The organism is Paenibacillus sp. Marseille-Q7038 (genome assembly GCF_965111595.1).
In genome coordinates, this window is sequence record NZ_CBCOOM010000001.1 from 2,139,691 (window position 1) to 2,164,878 (window position 25,188).

Sequence of the window (25,188 nt, forward strand, 5' to 3'; positions counted from 1 at the left end):
AAACACTTCTTTCTTTGATTAGATTTATGACATAAAAATACGAATATTTACACGTTCATGCTTCATTTGTGATAATTCAAGTCCCGGTGAAATGATTCCGAAATCAAGTTCATCCATCATCAAAATTTTATCCGTTGCCTCTATCAAATCACCTTGAAATTGCTGTATGACTTTTTGACCAGCGGTCTGGCCTAAAGGAATTGCACGCACAGCATTTTGAACAAGACTTGATAGAATCGAATACAAATAATACAAAATGGTTGTTGATTTGGAAACACCGAGGTGATGCCCGATCATCGTAAAGACGATGGCTGGATGTCCGAAGCATTTCTTCGCTTTGATCTGCTCCCGATACTCATGAAGGACCGGCACTTCATACAGTGATCCAACAAGATTTAACATCCGGTCGCCCATTTTTTTCGTGCCTTCTCTAGTCTCACGCGGCAAGTTTTGTACAGACAACATTCGATCCATTTTCCATACAGCTTCCAAGTTCTCTTCTTCTAAAGCATCGTACACCATACGAGAAGCAAGTCCATCCGTATGGACAAGCTGCTCATATAAATACACATTCAACCATTCAGAGAAAGTTTCTTGGTTATGCACAAGATCTTCCTGAATATAACTTTCCAGACCATAGGAATGACTGAACGCTCCTGTTGGAAAATTAGAATCACACAGTTGAAATAAGGAGAGCGTATTCTTATCCATGACTGTGGCCGATATGACGGAATGCTTGTTTTACTTTTCTTTCTTCTCGCTCATAAGGGATTTCCAGTTGATTCAATAATTCCTCAACAAGATAATCATACTGAACAAGCATTTCATCACCTTCAAATTGGGCTGGAAGATGGCGATTTCCTAATTGATGGGCAATCGTCCCCATTTCATTTAGGCTGCGCGGACGAATAACGATGAGATCATCGGAAGTAACATCAATCATAATGATGTTCTTATCATCCATATATAAAATATCACCGGCGATCAGGTCACGCTGTTCTTTCAAGCGAATGCCAACTTCTTTACCGTGATCTGTTTTGACACGTTGGATTCGTTTTACGAGATCAGAACTATCAAGATACACTTTTTCAATATGGTGTTTCTCTATTTCTTCTTTGGATAGGTTTTCTATATTTGTTACAACTTTTTCAATAATCATTTTTCTCTCACCTCAAAATAAGAAATAGCGCTGGCCCATCGACACACGGTCTACAGGTTCACATGTAATTAATTCTCCATTAACTCTTACCTCGTACGTTTGCGGATCAACCGTAATCTCCGGCGTTTCCGAATTCAGCTTCATATCTTTCTTCGTTAAATTCCGAATACCATGAACAGGCAGAATGATTTTTTCCAATCCTAATTTTTCATGAACCTTCAGATCGAAAGCAGATTGCGAAATAAAGGTGGCAGATGTACTGGAAAGTGCTTTGCCATACTGTGCATACATTGGACGATAAATGACCGGCTGCGGAGTAGGAATCGAAGCATTTGCGTCACCCATCAAGCCTTGAACAACCATACCATTTTTGATAATCATCTCCGGTTTTACACCAAAGAAGGCTGGAGACCAAACCACTAGATCCGCCATTTTCCCTACTTCAATGGAACCAACATATTCTGAGATACCATGGGTAATTGCTGGGTTAATGGTATATTTAGCAACATATCGTTTTGCACGGTTATTGTCCGACATTGCGCTGTCGCCTTGCAAAGAACCCCGTTGTTTTTTCATTTTATCAGCCGTTTGCCATGTCCGAAGAATAACTTCGCCAATTCGGCCCATTGCTTGTGCATCCGAGCTAACCATACTGAACACACCCATGTCTTGCAGGATATCTTCAGCTGCAATCGTTTCACGGCGAATTCGGGAATCTGCAAAAGCAAGATCCTCAGGGATCGATGGATTCAAATGGTGACATACCATAAGCATATCTAGATGTTCATCAATTGTATTGATGGTATAAGGTAATGTTGGATTCGTAGATGATGGAAGTACATTCATGTAGCTGGCCGACTTGATCAAATCGGGAGCATGACCTCCGCCTGCACCTTCCGTGTGATACATGTGAATTACGCGGTCTTTAATGGCAGCCATTGTGTTCTCCATGAATCCACCTTCATTTAAGGTATCCGCATGAACAGCAACTTGGACATCATATTTATCTGCAACCGTCAGTGCGTTATCCAGAGCCGATGCAGTAGCACCCCAGTCTTCATGAACTTTCAGACCAATCGCTCCCGCACGTACTTGTTCTGCTAGAGGCTCTTCCGATGCAGCTTGTCCTTTACCCGTGAAGCCAACATTGATCGGCATACCTTCAGCAGCTTCGAGCATGCGATGGATGTTCCATTCTCCTGGAGTAACCGTCGTTGCTTTGGAACCTGCAGCTGGTCCCGTTCCTCCGCCAATTAGCGTGGTCAGACCAGATGATAATGCCGTTTCGATCTGAGCCGGGTTAATAAAATGAACGTGCGTATCAATTCCACCCGCTGTAACAATCATTCCTTCACCGGCAATAATCTCGGTAGAAGCTCCGATCACGATGTCTACATTATCCATAACTAGTGGATTACCGGCATTCCCGATCCCAGAAATTTTCCCGTCTCTAATCCCGATATCAGCTTTATAAATACCGGTGTAATCCAAGATAATCGCATTTGTAATGACAACGTCAGGGACTCCTTCTCCACGGGTAACAAGTGGGTGCTGACCCATTCCATCACGAATTACTTTACCGCCGCCGAATACGACTTCGTCACCGTACGTTGTATAATCTTTTTCAATCTGAATAATTAATTCCGTATCCGCCAGACGGATTGAATCCCCAGTTGTTGGTCCGTACATTTGAGAATACTGAGTTCTTGGCATACGAAAACTCATGATTTACACCCACTTTCCAATGATCCATCTGTTTTATTATTAAATCCGTACACTCGGCGTTCTCCGCCATAGGGAACCACTTCTACTATTTTTTCGTCCCCTGGTTCAAAACGAACTGCTGCGCCTGCCGGAATATTCAGGTGCATACCAAAACCTTCTTCCCGATTGAACTCAAGTGCTCCATTCACTTCAAAAAAATGAAAATGAGATCCCACTTGAACAGGACGGTCTCCTGTATTTTTCACTTTGATTTTAGAAGGTGTTTTTCCTACATTACAAATAATCTCTTCATCATTCAGAAAAATTTGGCCCGGTATCATCTCTGTATTCCTCCTATCAATTCGTATTTAGCGAATTGGACTGTGTATTGTTACCAATTTTGTACCGTCTGGAAAAGTAGCTTCTACTTGAATATCGTGAATCATCTCTGGAATACCTTCCATTACATCTTCGCGCGACAAAATAGTTGCTCCAAATTCCATCAATTCAGCAACTGTTTTACCATCACGTGCACCTTCGAGTACTTCATAAGTAATGTAAGCAACAGCTTCCGGATGGTTTAATTTGAGTCCTCGTTCTTTTCTTCGTTTGGCAAGATCCGCAGCAACAACAATTAATAGTTTGTCAATCTCACGCGGCAATAAATGCATAGTTTCGCCTCCACAATATCCAACATTATTTTTATATAAAACTGTCGAAAACCCTTTAGGTTAGGACCTTATTAAAGGGGATATAAGTCTCTTATCGAGATTAAGGTTTACTAACCTAGTCCTCTTATTATATCATAATTTATATATACCACAAATTGCATATACTCATTATAAACGAAAATCGACACTTTATGGCAAATTTTTTTCTGTCCTTTTCCAGCTACTAACATAACAAGATTAAAAAGGAGACTACAATGCATTTAGATATCCAAAAGTCAGTTTACAAGGAAACGATTTCTCCCCTAATCTCTGCTACTTTTAAAGGGATTTCCCAAGTTATATTTATTGAAAATGCATTTACAGGACTCCTTATTACCATTGCAATTATGTTTTCTTCCGTCTCACTCGGTATCATTGCCTTACTATCTTCTCTCATTGCTGTCTTGATTGGGAGACTCGGAGGAGCAAAGCGTGCGCTTGTGAACCAAGGGCTGCTCGGATATAACTCCGTGTTAGCCGGTATAGCGATTTCACTCAATCTACAAGGCGGCATTCGTTTTGCTATTGCACTGGCTGGAGCTGTCGTTGCGGCTCTATTTACGGTAGCAATGATGCAATGGATGGAGCATCTGAGTATACCTGTACTCACGTTTCCTTACATTATTATGACTTGGTTTCTACTGCTTGCGTCCTATCGTCTCGGTTTGTTTAAGTTAAATCCTAACCTTACTCCTCAGGATCTATCTCATCTGAATCTCCATTTCGAGGGTACAGTGAACTCGATACAGGGAATGGTCTCCGGGGTTGGACAAGTCTATTTCCAAGACAGCTTCTGGGCAGGTATTTTGATTTTAATCGGGATCTTTTGGGCTGGCTGGAAGCTTGGACTATATGCTGTCCTTGGTTCCGCTGTTGCTCTGTTAACAGCTTACTGGCTAGGAGCTGAAGTCTCTATGCTCAATTCAGGACTTTATGGATTTAACGCTGTATTAACGATGCTGGCAGTTGGGGTTGTGTTCGATGCAAAAAGCCGTTTCGCACCTATAACCGGTATCATCGCAGCTATGGTATCTGTTCCTGTTACAGCAAGCGTAACTACTTGGATGATGCCGTATGGCCTTCCAACTCTGACGATGCCTTTTGTTCTATCTACTTGGCTATTTCTCGCCGCAAGAAAGGCGCTACCTAATATATAATAATCGGGTATTCGGAGCTTAGTAGAATATCAATCATATCCCTTAAGAGATCAGCAGAAGAGAGATTAAGAGAAATCTAATCTATCTTCTACTGCCCCAAGGGATTTTTTATGTTAAGAGTTTACTTTCAATATTAAAAAACAATTTGATCTAACCTCCTGCCCCCTGATATTTATTAACGCTTAGCATCCATAAACGATAACCTAAGACATAGCAAACCGGACCCATCAGAGGTACCATCCACATTGCCCAAGATGACAAAAGTGCTGTTCCTTTAGAAAGTAAAAATGCAGCAGGATAAAAATTGATAAATGCGAATGGAACCAAAAAAGTCAAAAGCACTTGTATGAACGTACCGAATACAGGGAGCGGATAAGAGATGAATTCTTTAAATTTAAAGAATAGAGTGAATAAGAAGCTCGTCCTAACCCATATAAAAGACATCGCTCCGATCACCGACATAAACCCTGCCTGAATCATAGCTCCGCCGATAATGCACAGGAATAGATACATGAACTCATACCAGGACAGATATAAATCCAGTTCATACAGTGCCCAGATCAGTACAGACCCTGAAATTGCTACATGAGCAAGATAACCTAAGTTAAATCCTCTACAAACTATATATAAATAAGGGTTTACTGGTTTAATAAGTATCGAGTCAAACGTTCCATTCTTCACTTGATTCTCGAGGTCCCGCATTTGAACAAAAGAAAAGGAAGCTCCTAATGCATAAGTGAACAAACCAAGACTATATAAGAGTGCTATTTCTGGCCAAGTCCATCCAGCTAAAGTATCGAATTTCCTAATAAACAGCCAAATGATAAGATAATCGCCAGTGTAATTAATAATTTGAGCAATCAAAGCCAGTAAAAAATCACCACGGTATTCCAATCTTTCTTTTGTGAGCAAAAAGACTAATTTGCCGAATAACCTCATTGTCATTTATATCAGCCTCTCTACCTTATCCACCCTGAACAACTAATCGTTTGATCGCTTTATTCCATAACCAACATACAAGAAGAGTTAACCCTGCAATCCATGCAAGTCCGGTAATAAGCAAACTACCTATCTCGTGAACTGTGATTGTTCCCAAATAGATTGCTGCGGGGAAATACCCCAGATACAGGAATGGCAATATTTTTGTAATGGTTTGCCATGATTCAGGAAAAAACCATAATGGTAGAAAGGAACCTGAAAAGATAGTGATTAGTCCTCCCATCATCCAATTCAATGCAAAATGATTCATTAACCAAAAAGCTAGTAAGGATATGAGGTACCCTAATAAAAACGAAATAGCAAGTGCCAAACCTAAAGCAAACAAAAACCCTAGAAAATGGATTGCAGAAGCCGGAGGAAGAAAACCAAAGAAAAACCAAGCAATAAATAAAGAGGGGATCGAAGTAAATATCAGTTGATAAAATGAATTCCCTAGTCCCTCGGATAATAGATAAAAAGGATAGGAAATTGGCTTTATGAGTTCTGTGGCAATGAAACCTGATTTGAGGCTATTATCAACTTTTTCACTAATTCCATTTAGCAATAAGGCACCAAGAAGCGTATTAATTATGCTATATGTAATCATTTGCTCTACACCTATACCGTTAATTTCCCCAGTTCCTAATACAGCCTTCCAAATCTCCGTCAAAATAAGAATCGCTACAAAATTCCCAAACAATCGTAACCATACTTCAGAACGATATGATAATTGGTTTGAGAATATCTTCGCCCCAAACATGATATATGTTTTCAATCATTCTCCTCCCTTCTCTTCTAGTTCGCTTGCTCTTCTTCTAGCTTTTTATAAAGTTTCCGAATCACGGAATCTATATCTACACTTTCAATAGAAACATCTTCAACAGAATATTTCGAAGCTATCTGACTGACACAATCAAATACGGTCCTATCTTTTTGCTCAAATAAATATGCTTTTCTTAAACCTTCCTCTTCCATTAACTTTAGTTCAGGTAATTCAATTGATTCTGGCTCTTCCCTAAAATAGATAATCACCTTTCTTTGATCCCCTAACTTCTTTCGAAGGTTTTCAACTGACCCGTCATACACCATGTTCCCTTTGCTTACCACAATCATTCTATGGCAAATTTCCTCAATATCTTTCATATCATGTGTAGTCAAAATAATAGAGACTTTCTTCTCCCGATTGATTGTTCTAAGAAATTGCCTAATCTGTTCTTTAGCAACTACATCAAGCCCAATCGTCGGTTCATCTAAAAATAAAATTTTGGGTTCATGTAACAAAGCCATGGCAATTTCAACTCTCATTCTCTGACCTAGACTTAATTGTCTAACTGGTTTTTCAATGAAAGAAGATAAAGATAAGAGCTCTGTGTAATATTTTACATTTGCTTTATATGTAGATTCGGAAAGCCTATAAATATGCTTATGAAGATCAAACGAATCTTGGACAGGTAAATCCCACCATAATTGACTTCTTTGCCCGAAAACAACACCAATATGTTGAGAGTTTTGTCTCCTCGCTTCATGAGGGGTAGAGCCTAGAACTTTTAATTGTCCTGAAGTAGGAACCAATATTCCCGTCATCATCTTGATCATCGTCGATTTTCCCGCACCGTTTGGACCTAAGTAACCGACAGCCTCACCTTCATCAATAGAGAATGAGATATTACGAACAGCAACTTCTTCCACATACTTCCGAGTCACCAAACTCCTTAAAGAACCTAGTAATCCCGGGAATCTTTTGTATTGTCGATACACCTTTGTGAGCCCGCTTACATGAATAACACTCATATGTAATACCTCTTCCATGTTATTTATAATTGAATTAATCAATCAAAATAAAGTGAACCGGTTACTTCTCAGATTCCGGTTCACTTTATTTACATATTTACTCCCTATCTTCTGCTTCTTAAATCTGTTCAGGTTTCTTACCTTCTACGGCAAGCAAATACATCTTCATTCCTGTCGCTTTTTGCGCAGCCCATGTACGATAGGAAACTTCTGCTTCAATTCGTTCCTCTTCCGTAAGATAACCATCAGATACCAATTGTTTGCCCCGGCTTTCTGCTACTTCGGCCCAGATCGCGATTCTGCTCTCAAAATCGAGATCTCCTCTTGACGTTTTTTCATGCTGTTCATACTTAATTACATTCTTAAGTCCTGCCTCTTCAAAACAAGAAACCAGCTGATCCGCTATTTCATTTGACATACCGCTGTCCTGTCTCCACTTCAGAAACGCCGAATAAAAGTGCAAAAATGCTTCCGGCGGTGCAGGAGACCATTCTATTTTTTCATGATTGTAATCAAGAACAAGCAACGTACCGCCTGGTTTTACAGCACCGACCATTTGCTCAAGCGCTTTCTGTGGTTCCGACAGCCACTGCAGGACACGTGCGGCAGTAATGACATCATATGTATTTTCATAAGGCAAATTGTATATATCAGCTACTTCAAATTCAAGATTTGTCAGATGAACTGAATTTTCTATCGCTTCTTGTATCAACCGATCACTTACATCGATTCCGGTGACTTTTCCATCTGATCCTACCCTTTCAGAAATTCCGCGGGTAATAGCTCCGCTGGCACAGCCAACATCAAGAACTGACATGCCCGTCTGCAGGAGTGCTGCAAGTCTTCGGTTCGATGCTTCGAGCGATCGCTGATTGACAATAACGGAAGTCCCTGCCGGCATCGATGCCCGATTACGTGATATATGGTTCATATTCATTCCTTCTTTCCATAAGTTATCCTTTATTGTAATGGAAATTAATTGCTTTTCATATAAAAATATAGAAAAAAACCTTGAGATCCTTCTGTATGCACAGAATATGAACTCAAGGTTGGTTTCTATTTTCACTTACGATTGTATCTTACTGAACTGATCTAACATGGCTTCGAGCGCTTCCAGTTCATCTTTTCCTTTTGCGGACAGGCGAAGATGGGTTCCAGGTATAATCGGTTGAAAGATCATCCCGAGCAAGCTTTTCACATCTATGATATGTTCGTGCTCATCTTTATCTACATATGAGAGGACAATCTGAGATATAAAACGGGAAGCCAAGTTCGAGATTTGAATTAATTCAAACCGATCAATATTCGAATGAACTGTGAATTCATGAACTCTCACATTCGCCACTTCCTTTTCGAATCTACTTTATGTTATTGCTCACATGTTTTCATAAAACTATTCTAATTCAAATTCACAGATTGGTAAATATACCCTTTTATCCAATTCATGTAAGGGTCGCCCGCATTAACCTTGTAAACTGGAAGTGAATACATTATGGATATGAATATTGTCAACGGGCTTACCTAACGCAGCTGTCATTAATACAAAAGCAACATCTTGTTTTGGATACATCCAAACCATACATCCACCCATCCCATTATGACCATAAATTTCACGCTCTATAAATCCTTTATGACGGATTGGAGTCTTCCATACGAAACCATAATCGGAATCGACCTCTTCGATATGTAACGTTTGAGGTGTGATCATTTGTTTAAAGGTCGCAGGCTTAATTAAGAAGTTACCTTCTTTGGTCTCGCTTTGTCTTAACATGGATTTAGCGAAAAGAAGCAGGTCATCTGCTGTGCTGAATAGGCCACCGAACGGAATCTTGGCTGCAACGAGTGAATCCATTTGACTCGCCATCGCTTCCGCTCCAGCTACGGGTGCCATTCTGGATGGATCCTGATGAACCCCGCCAAATCCGGTATCATTCATTCCAAGCGGTTCAAAAATATGTTTGTTCAGATATTCTTCATAGGTCATGCCGCTTATCCGTTCTATAATCTCAGCCAGTACGGTAAATGCCGCATTATTATAGCTGACTTCCTGCCCAAGAGCAGACTCTAAGCGGCTCTCCGCAAGTGCAGTATATAGATGAGGATGAAGTAAGCCATCAGGAGCATGTTTGCCCTGAGCGCATTCCATCAAATAACGTTGATCTAAACCACATGTATGAGTAAGGAGATGCCATAAGGCAAGCTTATCTTTCCCATGTTCCGCAAAATCCGGTAGAATCTTGCTTATTAATTGACCTGGATGAAGCAAACCTTTTTCCCAAAGTTGCATAATGGCAAGCCCAATCATCGGCTTTGTTATGGAGAAGACAGGAAATATAGTCTTGCTGTTTATTTCTCTTCCATCTTCATAAGTGCCATAGGAGCGAAGATCTAGAATCTCATCGCGATTCGTAATGCCAAATACAGCGGAAGGCCATTTCTTATTTATTACATTTTGCTCTATAAAATGATATATAGGATCGAATCCAGAAGATTGATTATTCATAAGTGAAACCCTCCAAGTCATATGTCTATTCTTTACTATGGTAACATGGATATTGTTAGGTTACAAAACAAAACCGCTTCGCTCCTTGTTAGGAATGAAACGGCTTTTCCTCTTATTTTACAGTTTGCATAACACGTTCTAGCAGTACACTTACTTCGGCACGGCTGGCTCTTTCCCCAGGTTTAAATGTGGTTGCTGTCTTGCCTTGAATCAGCTTGTTCCCATATAGATAAACGATGTCTTCTTTTGCCCAATGGGATGGAATATCAGTGAATGGATTCTTATTGTCACTCGTCATCCCTTTACCGCTGTTCTTTAATTGCCTGGCTAGAATAGCAGCAAGCTCCGCTCTTGTAATTGGTGCATTTGGATTAAAATTTATCTCACCTTGTTTGTCTTCTCTCCCTTGAATCAGTCCATATGCTCCTGCCGTTTCCACATAATCATAGTACCAGTCTGAGGTTTTGACATCTGAAAAAGTAGGCACTGTCTGCTGTTTCATATCAAGCCCGAGTGCCACTACAGCTGATTTAGCAAATTCAGCTCTTGTCATATCACGAAGCGGTTCGAAATTCCCTTCCTTTGTACCTTGCAGAACCTCGCTTGCCGCAAGCGTTATAATTGAATCCTGTGCCCATTTTAGTTTCGTTATTGCCCCTTGATCTTTAAAACCTGCGAGTGTTTGGGAAGAGTTAGGCTGATTTATTTTATTGACAGGCAAGTCTCCTACGGTTTGGGTCTTTTCATTCACTTTATCCGGTACTGTACCGCTCTGACGAATCGTAATCGTAGGTTCATTCGTTTGATGCTTCATGTTTAGCCCTGGGTTGTTCGGCTGAATAATAATAGACTTGGCTTGTTTTAATGTGACTGTTCCTTCTTTTAAGGCACGAAATGAAATCGTTCCTACTTTTCCATATCCAGCAAAAAGTTTAGCGTTCTGTGAAGTGATCGCTTCTGAAATCTGAACACTTCCTGCCGAATCAATTTTATTAACAAGACTCATTGGATTACTTGTTTTCTTGAAGACCTGCGGAGAAAGTTTCTTACTACCTGTGTCTGGTGCTAGCAGAGCTGTATCATAATTCATGTGAATCTCGTACCCTTGAACTTGGCTGTAGTCACCTGTAAATCCTTGCAGCCATATAGCAACCTCAATCGTATCCCCCACCTTAGCCTGATATGCCGAAGGTACCAAACGAACGATCGGCAGATCGACATCGGAAGCCTTATTCGTACTCTTTACCTCTGAAGCTGCTGATAGTGAACCTACTGGAATAACACAGAACATGATCCCCATTGCAGCTGTGAAAGCGATCCATTTGTTCTTTGTCTTCATTATCTTCATTCTCCCGCATCTCCTGTCGTCTTAGGTATGTATGGAGAGAGGACGTCAATGTCCCATCCTCTCTTCAGCTAAACTTACTCTAACAACTCTACTTCATTATTCGATTTCATAATTGTTAATAATGAAGGATATATCGAGTAGATCAACATTATTATCACGATTTAAATCAGCGGATGAAGTTTTTGCATTCGGCCAGCTCGCTCCTTTTTCAGCACCAAATACTTTCGCTGCGAGCTGCAGATCAACGAGATTTACATGACCATCCTGATTTAGATCCCCTGCGGTAAGTGGTCCAAAGTTCACGGATTCATTACCATCTACGGTGACTGAACCCGATTCAGAGATATGACCTGGTACAACCACACGCACGGTATAGGTTCCTTTAGGGACTTCGATAGTATACGTTCCATCTGCACTTACCACACCTGAACCCGCTACTTGTCCGCTCGCATTCAGTGCTTCCACAACGACTTTGTGAACCCCGTCAGCGCCTTGGTACCAAGTATCATTGTAATTCACATCTTGGAAGGCCTCTGCATCAATGCTGCCTGTGATCTTGAATTGATCCGGATCAGGGGTTGGAGCCAGCGATACTTTAACAGTACCACTCGAAACTTTCCCAAGAGTGATATCTTCTGACTCGCTATTTAAGACACGAACATTGGACAGAGAAAACGTGTATTCACCTGTTTCTGGACTAGAAAAATGAAATGAGGCAAGTGCTCCTTTACCAGAATATCCATCCGGGATACCAGCAAGAGAAATGACGTAGTCCGTTTTCGCTTTTCCATCACCAAGATCTACCGTACCCTCTTTAATAATCGGAGAGACTCCTGGATTCACTTCTTCTTGATAAGTAGCAAGCGCTACGCTTGGGGTTACCGAACCCTTCACGAGATCTTTATCGTACGTTAAGCTGAATTGAGCGGAATAAAGATCTTTTGTGTCGGTAAAATCAATATCTACATTAAACGTTTCATTGACGGATACTTGTTTTTTAGAGAGATTTGCCGAAAGTGAGATTTCACCCGGTGCTGGTTCTTCCGGCTCTTCCGGCTCTTCTTCGCCATCTGATTCATATTTCACCACATGAGCAGGCTCAGAAAAACCATTGCCAACAAAATCATACACATAGATATTGTATTGATTCTTTCCTTTCGTTACGGGTACTTCAATGGTAAACTTCCCATCTGAATCAATCGTACCGGGAACAAATTCCGGTTTGCCATCTACTTCATATTCTGCTTCCACGATAAGACCCGAATAATTCCCAAGCAGTTTAACTAAGAGCTCTTCTTCAATTTGTCCTGTAATTATCCCAGTGTTATCTTTCACTTGAATCGCAGGATCATGAAGAGAACTGACAGGTGCTTCTTTATCGATAACAAAATCATACGTAGCATCTTCTACAATTTCTAATTCTTCATCACCAATACCTACATAAGGAGCCAGAACGTAAACATCTGAGTCGAGTGCAAACTCTGTTTCATAATTTGAAACGAGGCCATCCCAACCTGTTAAGTTATAATCTCCTGGGTTTAAACCATCTAGAACCTCAGCGACAACACCAATCCATTCCCCTGTGTAAGCATCAAATACATCAAGTGAGAAATAGTTATTTGCCACATTTACTGTGAAAAAGGCGTCTGCTGTGTCGAAGATGTCATCTCCGTTTGGAGAGAAGAACTGCGGAATAAGTTCAAGATCAGAAACGATATCAATCTTCATCGGTTCGCCGACATATACATATACGGGAATTTTGAGCTGATGACCCGAAGTTTCGGTCAAAATCACTTCTCCATCATAATTTCCATTGAGTGTATCTGCATTCATCGTAAGGCCTACCGTAAACTCTGTATCTCCTCCAGCTGTTACTTCTACAGAAGACTCACTTGCAGTAAGCGTACCTGGAGCATTTCCATACCACTCTGTTGTAATGGTATAAGCCGAACTCTCAGACACGATATCACTGACCTTAATGGTCTTCGTTGCAGATTGTCCCCCTGCGAGAATTCCGTACGAAAGCAGACCTGTTTCATATGGTGTAGCAGTGCCTGATTCTACTGCCGTTGTTGCTTCTTCCACAAGGGCTACTGCTTTGGCTTTCAGACTATTCGTTAAATCAATACGCCCTGCACCTTGTTCATTATGGGTATAACGATTTCCTTTTAGATCACTAATCTTGAGAGCATTATTCGTCATCAGTCCCTTAATCTCATACGGGTTCAGGGATGAATCTTTATCAAGCAAAAGTGCTGCAGCTCCCGCAATATGCGGCGCAGCCATACTTGTACCTTGCAAATCCGCGTATGCATCCGTATAATCTCCGCCATATGCCGGAACGGAAGAACGAATACCTACACCTGGAGCCGAAATGTCCGGCTTAATACCGTATTTGGGAAGACCAGGCCCTCTTGAACTAAAGTCTCCCATCAAATTTTGTTGCAAATCTACACCAAAGTTGATTTTGTAACCTGCATTCGCATCTATTTTGGTTTTAAGCGCAGTACCATCTTCTAAAGAAATACTTAAAGTAGGAATGTAATCTCCTGGCTCACCTAAGGTACCCCCAAAATTACCGGGTGCATTATTATAAATCACAGCCACTGCTGCTCCTGCAGCCTGCGCATTGAGTGATTTTTCGGTGAAGGAGATTGTCCCTCTCTGAATGAGTGCCACTTTACCTGTCAGATCTTTACCTGCAAAATCCTCCGTTCTTCCAAGCCCCGCTGCAACAACTTCGATCGGTGTATCTTGAAGAGATGAAAGATCGGGAGAGAAAGTCATCAAACTGCCGAAAGTTTTAATAAGACCATCTGCCTCAATTGTTGGAACATTAAGAGGTGGTGTAGAAGCTCCTACGGAAATAGGAATCTCTGCTGATCCAGGTGAACCGAGCGTATAACCATCTGGACCGTCGTTACCATTCGCAACAACAGCTACGACTCCTGCTAGAGCTGCATTATTAAGAGCGACGGAAGAAGGATCGTATTCATTGTTAATCGCACTGCCAAGCGAGAGATTAATGACATCGAGTTCATCTTGCACGGAACGCTCAATCGCTGCGATAACTCCTGATGTGGCACCGGAACCGCCTGGTCCAAGAACACGGTATGCATAGAGATCAGCACCATAAGCAACGCCGCGTACCCATCCCGCAGTGCCATCTGGTTCCAGCGGGTTTCCGCGTCCGGCTATCGTTCCCGCCACATGCGTACCATGTTCCGTTGCTGCTTCCGGATCGTTTGGATCAGGCTGGGTTTCATATGGATCATTATCGTTATCGATAAAGTCATATCCACCTTTGTAGGCATCTTTCAAACTCGGATGATCATAGTCAATTCCAGTATCCAGAACACCTACTTTAATTCCAGAACCATCATAGCCGGTATCCCAGAACGTATCCGAACCGATAAAGGGAGCACTGTCATCCATATTCGGCGTTACACTGCTAATTGGCGATGCTTTCATTTCTGCATCAGGATAAATCGCCTTCACACCAGGAAGACCTAGTAAAGAATCCAATTTATCTGCTGTAATATCAAGCGCATAACCGTTAAATACATCTGTGTAATTTGTTTTCAGTTTTGCATTCAGTTTCACAGCCGCAGCCGCAAATGTGGTCTGCTGACTCTTAACGATGTTTCGCTGATTGGCTCCTGATTTACTTACTCCTTGTTCACGATTTGCCTCTTCTACAACCACTGGATTTTCGGTTAGTTCGATAATTACACTAATGAGATCCGTACTGTCAGAGGCAGGAACATAGTTTTTAGGCGTTATATTATAACTCTTTTTATCGTTGTTATCAGAATCTAAAGAGTCCACTTTCTGAATAGATGAGTTTTCTTTTATACCACCGTTCTTGTTTTTCATCGCTTCTATTTTCTTACTCATGTTCAGATTTTTAGATGTGACCGAAGATAATTTGCTTGAATCCACTTGAAATGCTTCGGAATTAAATTTTCTAGCTTCGGCACCAGAGACGACGGCAGGGAAAAGACTGGATATAAAAAGAGCAGATACGACGGAGAGCGACATCACTTTACGCATGAATGGCTTAGACTGCATGGTATTCCTCCTTATTCAATTCGGTAGATGGGTAGAACGGGAGCAAAATTTAGGGGAGTTTGTTCACTCTATTCTCATCGCATGTCTCCTTTTCTAGATCAATTCTTTTATGTAAGCTTGAAAAAAAGCAGTTTGTTCTTTCAAAAACTATTTTAATTTAACATAGGTAAAAACTTTGTAGAATCGTCTGTTTCTCCTATTTAATGATAGATTTCATACCATATACCTGTTTTATCTATAAAAATATAGTCGTATTGATGTAGAAAACTAACAATTCGATCTTGTATAGGTCAAATAACTTGACACATCATTAATCATCCAATGGTTGAAATATGTATAATCTATTGTTATTTTGTCTTCATGAGTCATAATTTTACCTAGTATTTTAAAAGATAGGAATCTAGAGCTACTGCCTTTATCACTGATCCCGATTTCGCTAGACCTAGTGCGTTGCATATTGTTTACACTTCTTTTTTTATCCCCGAGAAACGATCCGTACCAAGAACTAGATCTTTTGTTTTCATAGATAAAAAGGCCTGAACCACAGTATACTGACACTAGGGTTCAGACCTTTTTATTACGAAATGATTCTTCCTATGAGGGAAGGTATTCGACAATCCCCCGCTGTATTGTATTAGTCCCAGCGTTCATCCAATTTATCTGCATAAAAAGCAATCGCTCGTTTATATTTCTGTATACCGGCATTACTTGAATGTTCAGCAATTTCCTGCAAGAGCAATTTCATCGCCTGTTTATGTTCTTTAAGATTGTACTGAACCATTGCCATAAAAACTTGAAATTCCCGTCTCTCTGGAAACTCAACTATTGCGGTCTCAAAAATCTTTTCTGATGCCTCATATTGGCCAAGCGTTCGATAGGTACTGCCTAGTCCAAGTAATGCTCCGGCTCTGTCTTCCTTGGATAATTCGCCTGAAAGTGCAGCTGCATAGTAAGGTACTGCTTCTTTTTCGAGCCCTAACGTATCGTACGTCCAGGCAAGCTGATAATGTAACTGTGCAGAATCAATCAGAAGTTCCCCATCCCGTGAAAGATCTTCAAGCTTAAGCAACTCCTCAAGCGCCAGTTCGTTTTGTCCACTCTCTCTTAACTGCACTGCCTGTGATAAACAATCCATAAATTCTCCTACTCTCTTCCATTGCTCTTCTATTGCTTTCCTAATATATTATCAGCTTATAATCTACTTCAGAAGTCATGTTTAATTTAGACTCATTTAGTCCCAGCTGAACAGCTCAACAAAAAAAGAGACACGTATTTGTGTCCCTTTCTTAGTTACTACGTTCATTAGGGCGCTGAATTGGCTGCCTGACTCTGTCTTTTCCGAATGGAATGAACCCCCATAATCACCGCAATCAGTTCATAGCTGTCTATTTCGGAGGAGTTATTTTGCAGGCGATAGGCTCCTGAGCTGAAAAAACCCGAGATTTTCTCAAATCCAGCTACCATCTCTCCTTGCTCATCCATGATCGTAAAATCTCTAGAGAATGCGGGTGAGGTAATCGTAAATATTCCTCTCGATCCTGCCTGATACTCAAACTTCTTCTCAAGAAAACTCATTCTAGATCGAACGATGCCGATCGTCTCTCCTTGAGGATCAAGTACATTCCATTTATTAGAGAACACTCTGAATTTGCCTGAATAGATCAGATTACGCGAAGAATCATAGATATCCAGCGAAGACCCGAAGGCACTTTTCAAATCGATGTGACCCAGCTCACTGCCTGAAGCATCCAAAATTTCAGATGTCCCTGAACTAAAAAAACGATCCTTGAAATAGAGCTCCATACACGCTTCCCCCTACTATCAATAGTTAAGATGCTTGCCATAAAGATAACGACTTAAAACCGGCTATCACGATCCGGATGTGTAACCTTTTGGTCTGAAAAATTCGATCATCTTAATAAAGTTCACGTCATATACCTTCTCAACATCCTGCAACGTATATAGTCTGCCATCCATCTCTTTGAGGGCATAAACATAATCATGCCTTACGATATCCATCGCTTGTTTTCCGACATACTCTCCTTCGTAAGCCGCAAGTTGTTCATTCTCACTTTTGTTAAAATTCAGTACCTCGCGGAAAGAGGCTTCTACAAATGCATTGACTAATATAAGTGTATTCCCTTCTATCTGAACGGCGCGGTATAAATTACCACAATTATCCTCAATTAGATCCTTGTTTATTTCAATATTCATGGTATCCCTCATTTCATTTCTTATTTTCCATTGTATCAGGTTATGAAGACAAAAAAACGCCTTACAGACATTTGTCCCGTCTGTAAGGCATTTCCCTTTGTGAAATTCTCACATTCCACTTTTATAATTCATATGCATTCGTAATATAGGTATGTGAGAACGAACCCAAACCATCAAATAACGCATCTACAAATCCAGCTGGATCATAAAGCATACGGCCTCCACCTAGATCACGGTAACCTTCAAAACTCCATCCCCAAGGAGTATTAGCTGCATTAGCACGACCTTCATCTCCTCTGAAGGTACCATAACTACTCCATAGATCTAGTGTAAAATCGTTTCGTAATGGCCATAGAGATGTTTCAAGAGGAATCAGAGAACTATTCAGCTGCTTTGTGTTATCGAAATCCCCTAACTTTTGTGTCCAAATATCCTGACCAGCCGCATTCATGTTAGTGACTACAACACCGTTCCCGCCCCACTCAAATACGTAACCCGTCTTCCCTTTGGCTCCATTTCCATTGTAAGGTTTGAGCGCATGCCCGAAATCGCCGTCTGATTCTGTGTATTTCTCGTCATTTTGAGCACTGTATACAAGTACATGTGTACCTGTTGCATTCGTTTCTGTTGTAAATGTTCCATCATAATAGACCGTACTGAGACCCGGAGTATAACCTCCCCCTGTGGCAGGAGAGTACATTCCTAGTTTAGCGTGACGCGGCATGAGTGCTAGTTCAAGTTCCCCCTCTGGGTTCGTTACGACACTGCCGTTTTCTTTAGCCGTTCCCGGCTTTCGAATAGTGAACATCATTCCTTCCATATCATTCTCATGATCACCGAGTGTCCCTTGCGGATTATGCGCTGCGTAGAATAAGTTATAGCTGATAAAATAATGTGTCTCACTTTCAACTACAGACCAATATGTGGCTGGGTTCAGGGGAAGGCTGCTACCTTTTCCATATTTCCCAATGTTATTCCAGCTGTTTAGTGCTGACCAGTCACCGTCAAAATTCACAGGGACCGGAATATCCTCCTGAGGAGCAGAGCCTACATCCTGATACAATATCGGTGACCAGAAACTTGCAAGTTCAGCTTGTTCCTGTGCATTTAAGCTGAGAGCTACCGATGCTTCCGCCTTGCTAACCGGTGTTTCTACTATTGGTCCTGTAAGTAAAGTTCCCACTACGATAGCGCTTGCCAACACCCTTTTACCTAATCCCCATTTCTGATTCATCCTCAGTCCCCATTTCTTAGATTAATAATCCCGTCCTTACTCCTTCACGGCGCCCAGCATGACACCCGTCACAAAGTAACGCTGCAGCCACGGATACACGAGTAAGATCGGAACCGTCGTAAATATGATACTGGCAGCCTTCAGACTTTCCGGCAAAACCTCTACCATGCGAATTCCCTCCATCTGCATCGTATCATTGGACATATTGTTCATTACGAGCTGATATAGCTTCAGCTGCAGAGGATACATACTTGGATCTGTGATGTAAAACAAGCTATCCATAAACCCGTTCCAACGGCTAACCGCATAAAATAGACTAAGTGCAGCAATGACCGGCAAGGATAGGGGTAAAACAATACGAAACAGGACACCAAAATGACTGCATCCATCGATTTCCGCTGCTTCTTCCAAACTTTTCGGTATTGCTCGCAAGAAGCTGATCATAATGATCAAGTTAAAAGGATTAATTAAATGAGGTAAAATGAGGGACCACATCGAATTAACCAAATGCAGTTCCTTAATGAGGATATATTCTGGAATAATCCCCCCGCTGAAAAACATCGTAAACACGATAAGGTACATCATCATCTTTCGACCCTGCAACTGAGGTTTCGTAAGCGGATATGCTGCAGCAATGGTCATTGCCATGCATAGTACGGTGTAAAGCAACGTAAGTCCGATCGTAAAAATAAGGGATCTTAACATACTTATATCACCGATGACTCTTTTATGCGCTTCCCAGTTCCATTCCACTGGCCAGAGCATCACTTTTCCTGACAAAATTGAATTATTAGAACTCAGCGATACAGCGAGCACGTGCAGGAACGGCGCCAGACACATGAGCGAGAATAAGATAATCAATACCGTGTTGACGCCTCTGAACAGCCGATCCTTGAAAAGCAAACTCATGATCTATCTTCCTTTCATGTCCTCCATACCTAAAGGAGATATCCAGCTTAGATAATGCCGTTACCTGTCAAACGTTTCGCTAACTTATTAGCTCCGAGAATAAATACAAGTCCTACCAAGCCTTGAAAAAGACCCACTCCCGTAGCGAAAGAGAATTGTCCTGATTGCAATCCTATGGTATAGGTGAACGTACTGAGTACTTCCGAAACATCTTTAACCATCACATTTCCCATGATATAAGGACGTTCAAACCCGATCTGTACCATCTGTCCCAAATTTAATATGAGTAAGGTCACCATGGTTGTACGTATGCCCGGCAAAGTAATATGACGAATAGCAGCGAACCTGCCAGCTCCATCTATTTTGGCTGCTTCATATAATTCTTTGTTGATGCCCACGATCGCAGCAAGATATATGATCGTTCCCCAGCCTGCACTTTGCCATACCCCCGTTAATAAATAAGTAACCACCCAATAGGCAGGATCGGATAAAAATGGAATAGGTCCTATTCCTATTCGTCCGAGCAATTCATTGACAATACCTGAATTTGTAGCAAATACTTGATAGAACACGCCACCGATGATCACCCAGGAAATAAAATGCGGCAGATACAATACCGTCTGAGATACTTTCCTGATTTTTGCAGACGTTAATTCATTCAGCATGATCGCTAAAATGATCGGGGCAGGAAAAGATACGAGCAGATCGAGAAAATTCAGCATAAGCGTATTACGCAGTGCAACATAAAACTCCCGATTCGCAAAAATTTCACGAAACGTTTCTAAACCGATCCATTCACTGCCCGCAATCCCAGTGAACAAGTTGTAATCTTTGAACGCGATGGTAATCCCATAGATAGGGCCGTACTTAAATAATAGAAAGAAGATCAGCGGTAAAGAAATAAGGACATATAACTGCCAGTTGCGGATGAATTTTTTCCATTTCTGTTTTCTCACCGTACCTCCGTGTAAACTTAGAAGACGCTTAGTAACCGCTCCAGACTCTAGGTTGGCCTCTGTCTTCATCCCACTTCTCCTTTCTTAGGTGTGTGAATGAAAAGATTATTACTTTTTCATCGCTTGATAAAGTTCTTGACGATCTTTTAATATCGCATCTCCGCCGCTTTTCATCATGTCACTGAGCAGCATATCGTAAGTTGCATCGAATTCATTTGCTTTTGCCAGTATTGATCTGGCTACCAGCTCATCATATTTCCCCTGAAGCAAGGTTCCATATTTAATCTGTGATTCAAGAGGTTTGTCAAAGCGTACTGGCTTCACACCGTCTACAAGTGTAATGTCTCTTACTTGTTTACCGAGCTCGCGATCTTCTTCAGATAAGGACATTAAGTCTGCCATTTTGTTTTTCTCTGCATCACCGAAATCTTGTCCATTACTGATAATCGCCATATCTCCTGTGTTAAATAGATCCTTCTTGGCATCTTCCGTTTCCACACGAACAGGAATCCCTTGCTCTAGCCGATAATGTTTCGTTTCCTCACCATTTTGCATCGCAAACAATGTATCTTCCTGTGCCATCCAATCCAGGTATTGAATCGCTTCGACAGCATGCTTGCTTGCTTTTGGAATAATGATATATAAGCCTGCAGGCTTGTAGAGTGGTTTAAAATGATCCCCTGTGCTGTTTGTATAGGGATCAATCGCGGTAAGCTTTGCTCCAGTAACATTCGTCTTCAAGTTCTTATATGTCTCATGCAGCGGTTCGATGCTGTCAGCTCCGAACATTCCCACTTTTCCTGTCTGAATATCTTGGTTCAGTTTCTTCTTATCCTTATCCAGTGCAAAATCCGGACTCATTAAACCTTCTAAATACAACTTATTCAGAAAGCGAAGTGCTTCTTTATGTCCAGGCAGCAGCGTTGGATAGTCACGTGAACCTAACTGATGGGTAAGCGTAATACTCTGCTCTTCCGTCAATTCTTCTGTGAGTCCCCATATGATGGGTTCATACGAAGCCGGTGTCAGAGAAAATCCGAGAGGAATTACCTGATCCGCGCCTCCTGGTTTCTGTTCTTTAAAAGCTTGTAATGTTTCATACACTTCATTCGTCGTTTGTGGGGCAGGTAAACTTAACTCATCCAGCCAATCTTGACGAATATAAGAAGCGTATTTTCCAATATTGACCCTTTTAGCTGGAATCGCATATTGAGTCCCTTCAAAGACTCCATATTCAAGTGTTTCTTCGCCTAGGAAAGTTTTTAAGTTAGATCCATACTGATCCAGTAACGCATCTAATTCGGTCAACCCACCTTGCTTTGCATAGTTATATACAAGATTCTCGTCATAAGTGAAAATAATGTCAGGTACTTCACCCGAGGCCATCATGACATTCAGCTTCTGAACATCCTCTGAGCGTGGAACCGGTACGTATTCTAATATAATTCCATTTGGATCTCCGAAATTGGTCTGTGCGTACTTTGTCAAATAATTGTCTGTTATCGAAGTTCCCGTTGGTGCTTCTCCCCGCTCATACACTTCAATTTCTAGGGTTACGTTACTGGAAGAAGATTTTGCGCCCTCTTGGACTTTCTCACTCCCAGCTGTCATTACGGTACTGCCACAACCAGACAATAAACTGACGACGAATGCCGAAGTTAATATAAGTGATATCCCTTTTCCCCATCGCTTCTTCATCCAGTACTTAGCTGCTACATCACGGTTTACCATTTCCCTTTCAGTCCCCTTCCATCTTCTCCATGGATAAGCGTGTCCTTTAGCCAAAATCAGAATCGGCCTGGTTCGCATCTTTGTTATAACTTGAATTTGACTTCAGACGAAATAGACCATTTCTCTATACTTTTTATTAGCCTTAAACCCTTATCCAGCAAGGGTTTTCCCCTCTCATGATAAACCGGATTCCGATGATCAACCATTATCTGCAGATATCCAGCGAATCGGGCATGAATATACGCTGTACGCACAAATAGTAGCTTACAATGATACAAATCCTAAGCGTACAACGGATAATGATTCATTCTTTCTTTTTCCTTCGTAATAAAAAATGCCCCTTGAGCAAATATCGGAAACAGCCCTTTGGCTGTACTCCTCTCGTCAAGAGACATGTAGATAATTTCTTCTTAAAATATGCTTTCCTCATTTCAACACTTGTTCCAGTCGCGAAGATTCGAGATGAGTACTTGTCATTTTACGATACTCCCCAGGGGTTATTCCCTCCATTTTCTTGAACATTCGTCCAAAGGAGATAGAGGTCGCATACCCGATCTGGATCGCGATATCTTGAACTGAATCCTCTGTTTCAATCAGTTTCTTCTTCGCTTCTTCCATTCGCAGTCTTAGTAGAAAATCGACGAATTTCATACCGAATTCTTCTTTGAAAAGTTGACTTGCATACTTTGGTTTCAAGGCGAATTTATCGCTGATTTGTGTGAGGGACAGGTCTGGATCCGTGTAATTTTGCTCAATGTACTGTTTCACCCGATTAATCGTTTCCTGATATTTATTTGATTTCTTATAGGTACAATACCGCACATAGAAACGTTCCAGATGTTCACTAAACACTCTAGATAACCCTTGAAAAGAAGCCTCCTGCCCCACCATTTCTTGCATCATTGCGACTTGGTCTCGAAGTTTATTCTTGACATCAAAAGCAGCTATCCCTTCTACCTCTTCCAGCAGAAGCATCGCTGCATAGTCAATGATTGCGTATATTTCTTCATCCGCCAGCCGATCTCTCTCCATTTGTTCAAAAATAGTTTCGATCTTTTCCCGCCAAACCTCGTTCATCGTATGTAAATGTCTTATACATTCCGCCACATGACGGTAATAAGTATATGCTGAATAGGGAGAAGTCCTCTCTATGTGAGCGTACAACATAACGTTCCCGCTAATTAGCTTATACCTCAGTGCATGACTTGCCTGCTGATAGGAAACGGCAGCTTCTAAGTGGTGTGAAACCAGCTGTCCGACTCCAATTCGAACGATGATTCCTAGGTGTTTTTTTATCCAACTCGCTAGCTCATCAAGTTGCTTCGTCTGATTCTCCGAGACATAATCCACTTCGTGCAACCACAGAACAGCAAGTCGATCTGGCGTCACCCATTCTAGTTCCAAATGCCCTTTTTGCTGCCACTCTTCTCGAACAACATTCGCTAGAGAAAACTTCAAAACTCTTTGATCTTGATCCTGATTTTGTCTCTGAAAATCTATATCAAGATCTAATTCGATAAGAGCTACCGAACATAAATGAACATCGACTGGTATTTCGAATTGCCGTGCTTTTTCTTCCCATTCTGAATTAACAGCTTCTCCCTCCAACCAATCCCGGAGAAACTGCCGTTTTCCCAGCATCCAATCTTCCTGGTGCCTTTGTTCATATCGTTTATTTGTCTCTACCAAATTCTCCAGTGCCTTCTCAATATAAGCAAACTCATCCATTGCCTTCTGCTTAGGAAGATCTTGAAGAGGGAACTGCTGTATCCTGCTTATTAGCAGCTCTACCGGTCGATAATTACGTTTGAAAATATAAACACTCGCAAATACACAAGTAAGCAGCACTAAAATGCCAATAGCGATCCAAATATAAGATAGAATAGAAACCCATGCAAACAGCGATCCTTCTTTAATGCCGCTGTAGAACGTCCAGCCCAGATAATCCGATCGATACTGAAAGGTATACCTATTATCCACCTTTACATCATCGTGTTGCCTTTCTGTTTCCATCTCATTTGTTGAATAGAGCATGTCGCCGGTTTTGACATCACTAATCTTCATCACCGATAAATCATCACTGCGCATATCGGCTGACAGTGCAATAAGTTTCTCTACATTCACATTGACCACAACAATCCCCTCCGATCCAAGCGGCAGGGGAAAACGTTGAATTAAGGAGAGGACCTGTGTTGACTTTGTCGAATGCTGATCTGTAAATAACCTTGCCCTCAGCCAATTCCCGCTTTCTGTCAATGGAAAATGAGCCGCTATAAATTCCTTATCCGAGAACTCAGAGAGCGGCATAATCTCCTGCAAAGTTAAAACCATTGCATCTTCCGATCGATACACATAAAGTGACTGAATCGCTGGATAACTCGCCGCCAGTTTATTTAAATCTGTAGACAACTCATATTGAATAAGCCTCATGTTGTCATTAGAGGAAGTATTCATAAAATCATATAAAGGCCGATTCACCGCCAGTTCACGAAGAACCATGCTTTCCATATCGTGTGCGGCTCCTTCGATCGTATCAACCACACGTTTAGCAGTCAGTGTATCGGCCCTCTCCGCTTCTTGGGTCATCATGTCGGTAACGATGATAAAAGAAATAAAGACAACCGCAGAAATGGATATGAGTACAAGCGGTAAATAGGACAGCAGCATACGCTTATATCCTTTTCTCGCAATGATCCCTTCTTTCTGATAGAGTTGTCCCAATC

Annotated in this window: 22 protein-coding genes; 1 reads left to right on the top strand and 21 read right to left on the bottom strand. The window is 41.3% G+C overall.

All coding sequences use genetic code 11. From position 1 onward, the window contains the following. Positions 1-24: 24 nt before the first annotated feature. From ACWPWY_RS10125 to ACWPWY_RS10145, 5 genes are read right to left on the bottom strand one after another with little or no spacing between them, the layout of a single operon-like run. Positions 25-711, bottom strand: a complete 687-nt coding sequence (locus ACWPWY_RS10125) for an urease accessory protein UreF (protein ID WP_454191583.1) — start codon at positions 709-711, stop codon at positions 25-27. Beyond that, positions 704-1,159, bottom strand: coding sequence for an urease accessory protein UreE (ureE, locus tag ACWPWY_RS10130; RefSeq protein ID WP_454191584.1), 456 nt, complete (start codon positions 1,157-1,159; stop codon positions 704-706). Before ureE ends, ACWPWY_RS10125 begins: the two co-directional genes overlap by 8 nt. 12 nt (positions 1,160-1,171) lie before the next feature. Further along, positions 1,172-2,884: an urease subunit alpha gene (gene ureC, locus ACWPWY_RS10135; RefSeq protein ID WP_454191585.1), complete on the bottom strand. Its 1,713-nt coding sequence runs from the start codon at positions 2,882-2,884 to the stop codon at positions 1,172-1,174. After that, the gene (gene ureB, locus ACWPWY_RS10140; RefSeq protein ID WP_454191586.1) at positions 2,881-3,204 is read right to left on the bottom strand and encodes an urease subunit beta; all 324 of its coding nucleotides are present in this window, start codon (positions 3,202-3,204) and stop codon (positions 2,881-2,883) included. Before ureB ends, ureC begins: the two co-directional genes overlap by 4 nt. A 27-nt stretch (positions 3,205-3,231) precedes the next feature. Beyond that, positions 3,232-3,534, bottom strand: a complete 303-nt coding sequence (locus ACWPWY_RS10145; RefSeq protein ID WP_454191587.1) for an urease subunit gamma — start codon at positions 3,532-3,534, stop codon at positions 3,232-3,234. 254 nt (positions 3,535-3,788) lie between these two features. On the opposite strand from ACWPWY_RS10145, the gene ACWPWY_RS10150 reads away from it, so the two are divergent. Then, the gene (locus tag ACWPWY_RS10150) at positions 3,789-4,730 is read left to right on the top strand and encodes an urea transporter (protein ID WP_454191588.1); all 942 of its coding nucleotides are present in this window, start codon (positions 3,789-3,791) and stop codon (positions 4,728-4,730) included. 150 nt (positions 4,731-4,880) lie between these two features. Here ACWPWY_RS10150 and ACWPWY_RS10155 read toward each other — a convergent pair whose 3' ends face one another. The 16 genes from ACWPWY_RS10155 to ACWPWY_RS10230 form a co-directional block, all read right to left on the bottom strand. Continuing rightward, a complete protein-coding gene (locus ACWPWY_RS10155) occupies positions 4,881-5,675 on the bottom strand; it encodes an ABC transporter permease (RefSeq protein ID WP_454191589.1) in 795 nt (264 codons plus the stop codon). Positions 5,676-5,694: 19 nt separating this feature from the next. Further along, positions 5,695-6,483, bottom strand: coding sequence for an ABC transporter permease (locus ACWPWY_RS10160; protein WP_454191590.1), 789 nt, complete (start codon positions 6,481-6,483; stop codon positions 5,695-5,697). A gap of 20 nt (positions 6,484-6,503) precedes the next feature. Beyond that, positions 6,504-7,397, bottom strand: a complete 894-nt coding sequence (locus ACWPWY_RS10165; RefSeq protein WP_454191591.1) for an ABC transporter ATP-binding protein — start codon at positions 7,395-7,397, stop codon at positions 6,504-6,506. Positions 7,398-7,617: 220 nt separating this feature from the next. Further along, complete coding sequence (locus ACWPWY_RS10170; protein ID WP_454191592.1) at positions 7,618-8,430, bottom strand: class I SAM-dependent methyltransferase; 813 nt, start codon at positions 8,428-8,430, stop codon at positions 7,618-7,620. 135 nt (positions 8,431-8,565) lie between these two features. Continuing rightward, positions 8,566-8,835 carry an HPr family phosphocarrier protein gene (locus tag ACWPWY_RS10175; RefSeq protein WP_454191593.1) on the bottom strand — a complete coding sequence of 90 codons (270 nt, stop codon included), beginning with the start codon at positions 8,833-8,835 and terminating at the stop codon, positions 8,566-8,568. A 126-nt stretch (positions 8,836-8,961) separates the two neighbouring features. Further along, a complete protein-coding gene (locus ACWPWY_RS10180; RefSeq protein WP_454191594.1) occupies positions 8,962-10,002 on the bottom strand; it encodes a serine hydrolase domain-containing protein in 1,041 nt (346 codons plus the stop codon). A gap of 112 nt (positions 10,003-10,114) precedes the next feature. Continuing rightward, entirely contained in the window at positions 10,115-11,350 is a 1,236-nt protein-coding gene (locus ACWPWY_RS10185; protein ID WP_454191595.1) for an S-layer homology domain-containing protein, read from the bottom strand. A 96-nt stretch (positions 11,351-11,446) separates the two neighbouring features. Continuing rightward, positions 11,447-15,421, bottom strand: a complete 3,975-nt coding sequence (locus ACWPWY_RS10190; RefSeq protein ID WP_454191596.1) for a S8 family serine peptidase — start codon at positions 15,419-15,421, stop codon at positions 11,447-11,449. Positions 15,422-16,055: 634 nt separating this feature from the next. Then, positions 16,056-16,556 (bottom strand): tetratricopeptide repeat protein, encoded by a 501-nt coding sequence (locus ACWPWY_RS10195; protein ID WP_454191597.1) that lies wholly within the window; start codon positions 16,554-16,556, stop codon positions 16,056-16,058. 167 nt (positions 16,557-16,723) lie between these two features. Next, positions 16,724-17,224, bottom strand: a complete 501-nt coding sequence (locus ACWPWY_RS10200) for a hypothetical protein (RefSeq protein WP_454191598.1) — start codon at positions 17,222-17,224, stop codon at positions 16,724-16,726. Positions 17,225-17,290: 66 nt separating this feature from the next. After that, entirely contained in the window at positions 17,291-17,635 is a 345-nt protein-coding gene (locus tag ACWPWY_RS10205) for a hypothetical protein (protein ID WP_454191599.1), read from the bottom strand. A gap of 121 nt (positions 17,636-17,756) precedes the next feature. Next, a complete protein-coding gene (locus ACWPWY_RS10210; protein ID WP_454191600.1) occupies positions 17,757-18,869 on the bottom strand; it encodes a hypothetical protein in 1,113 nt (370 codons plus the stop codon). Positions 18,870-18,905: 36 nt separating this feature from the next. Then, positions 18,906-19,778: a carbohydrate ABC transporter permease gene (locus ACWPWY_RS10215; RefSeq protein ID WP_454191601.1), complete on the bottom strand. Its 873-nt coding sequence runs from the start codon at positions 19,776-19,778 to the stop codon at positions 18,906-18,908. A 47-nt stretch (positions 19,779-19,825) separates the two neighbouring features. Beyond that, positions 19,826-20,803, bottom strand: a complete 978-nt coding sequence (locus ACWPWY_RS10220) for an ABC transporter permease (protein WP_454191602.1) — start codon at positions 20,801-20,803, stop codon at positions 19,826-19,828. Positions 20,804-20,842: 39 nt separating this feature from the next. Beyond that, the gene (locus ACWPWY_RS10225) at positions 20,843-22,465 is read right to left on the bottom strand and encodes an extracellular solute-binding protein (RefSeq protein WP_454191603.1); all 1,623 of its coding nucleotides are present in this window, start codon (positions 22,463-22,465) and stop codon (positions 20,843-20,845) included. Between the two features lie 426 nt (positions 22,466-22,891). Continuing rightward, entirely contained in the window at positions 22,892-25,186 is a 2,295-nt protein-coding gene (locus ACWPWY_RS10230) for a helix-turn-helix domain-containing protein (RefSeq protein ID WP_454191604.1), read from the bottom strand. Positions 25,187-25,188: the final 2 nt, after the last annotated feature.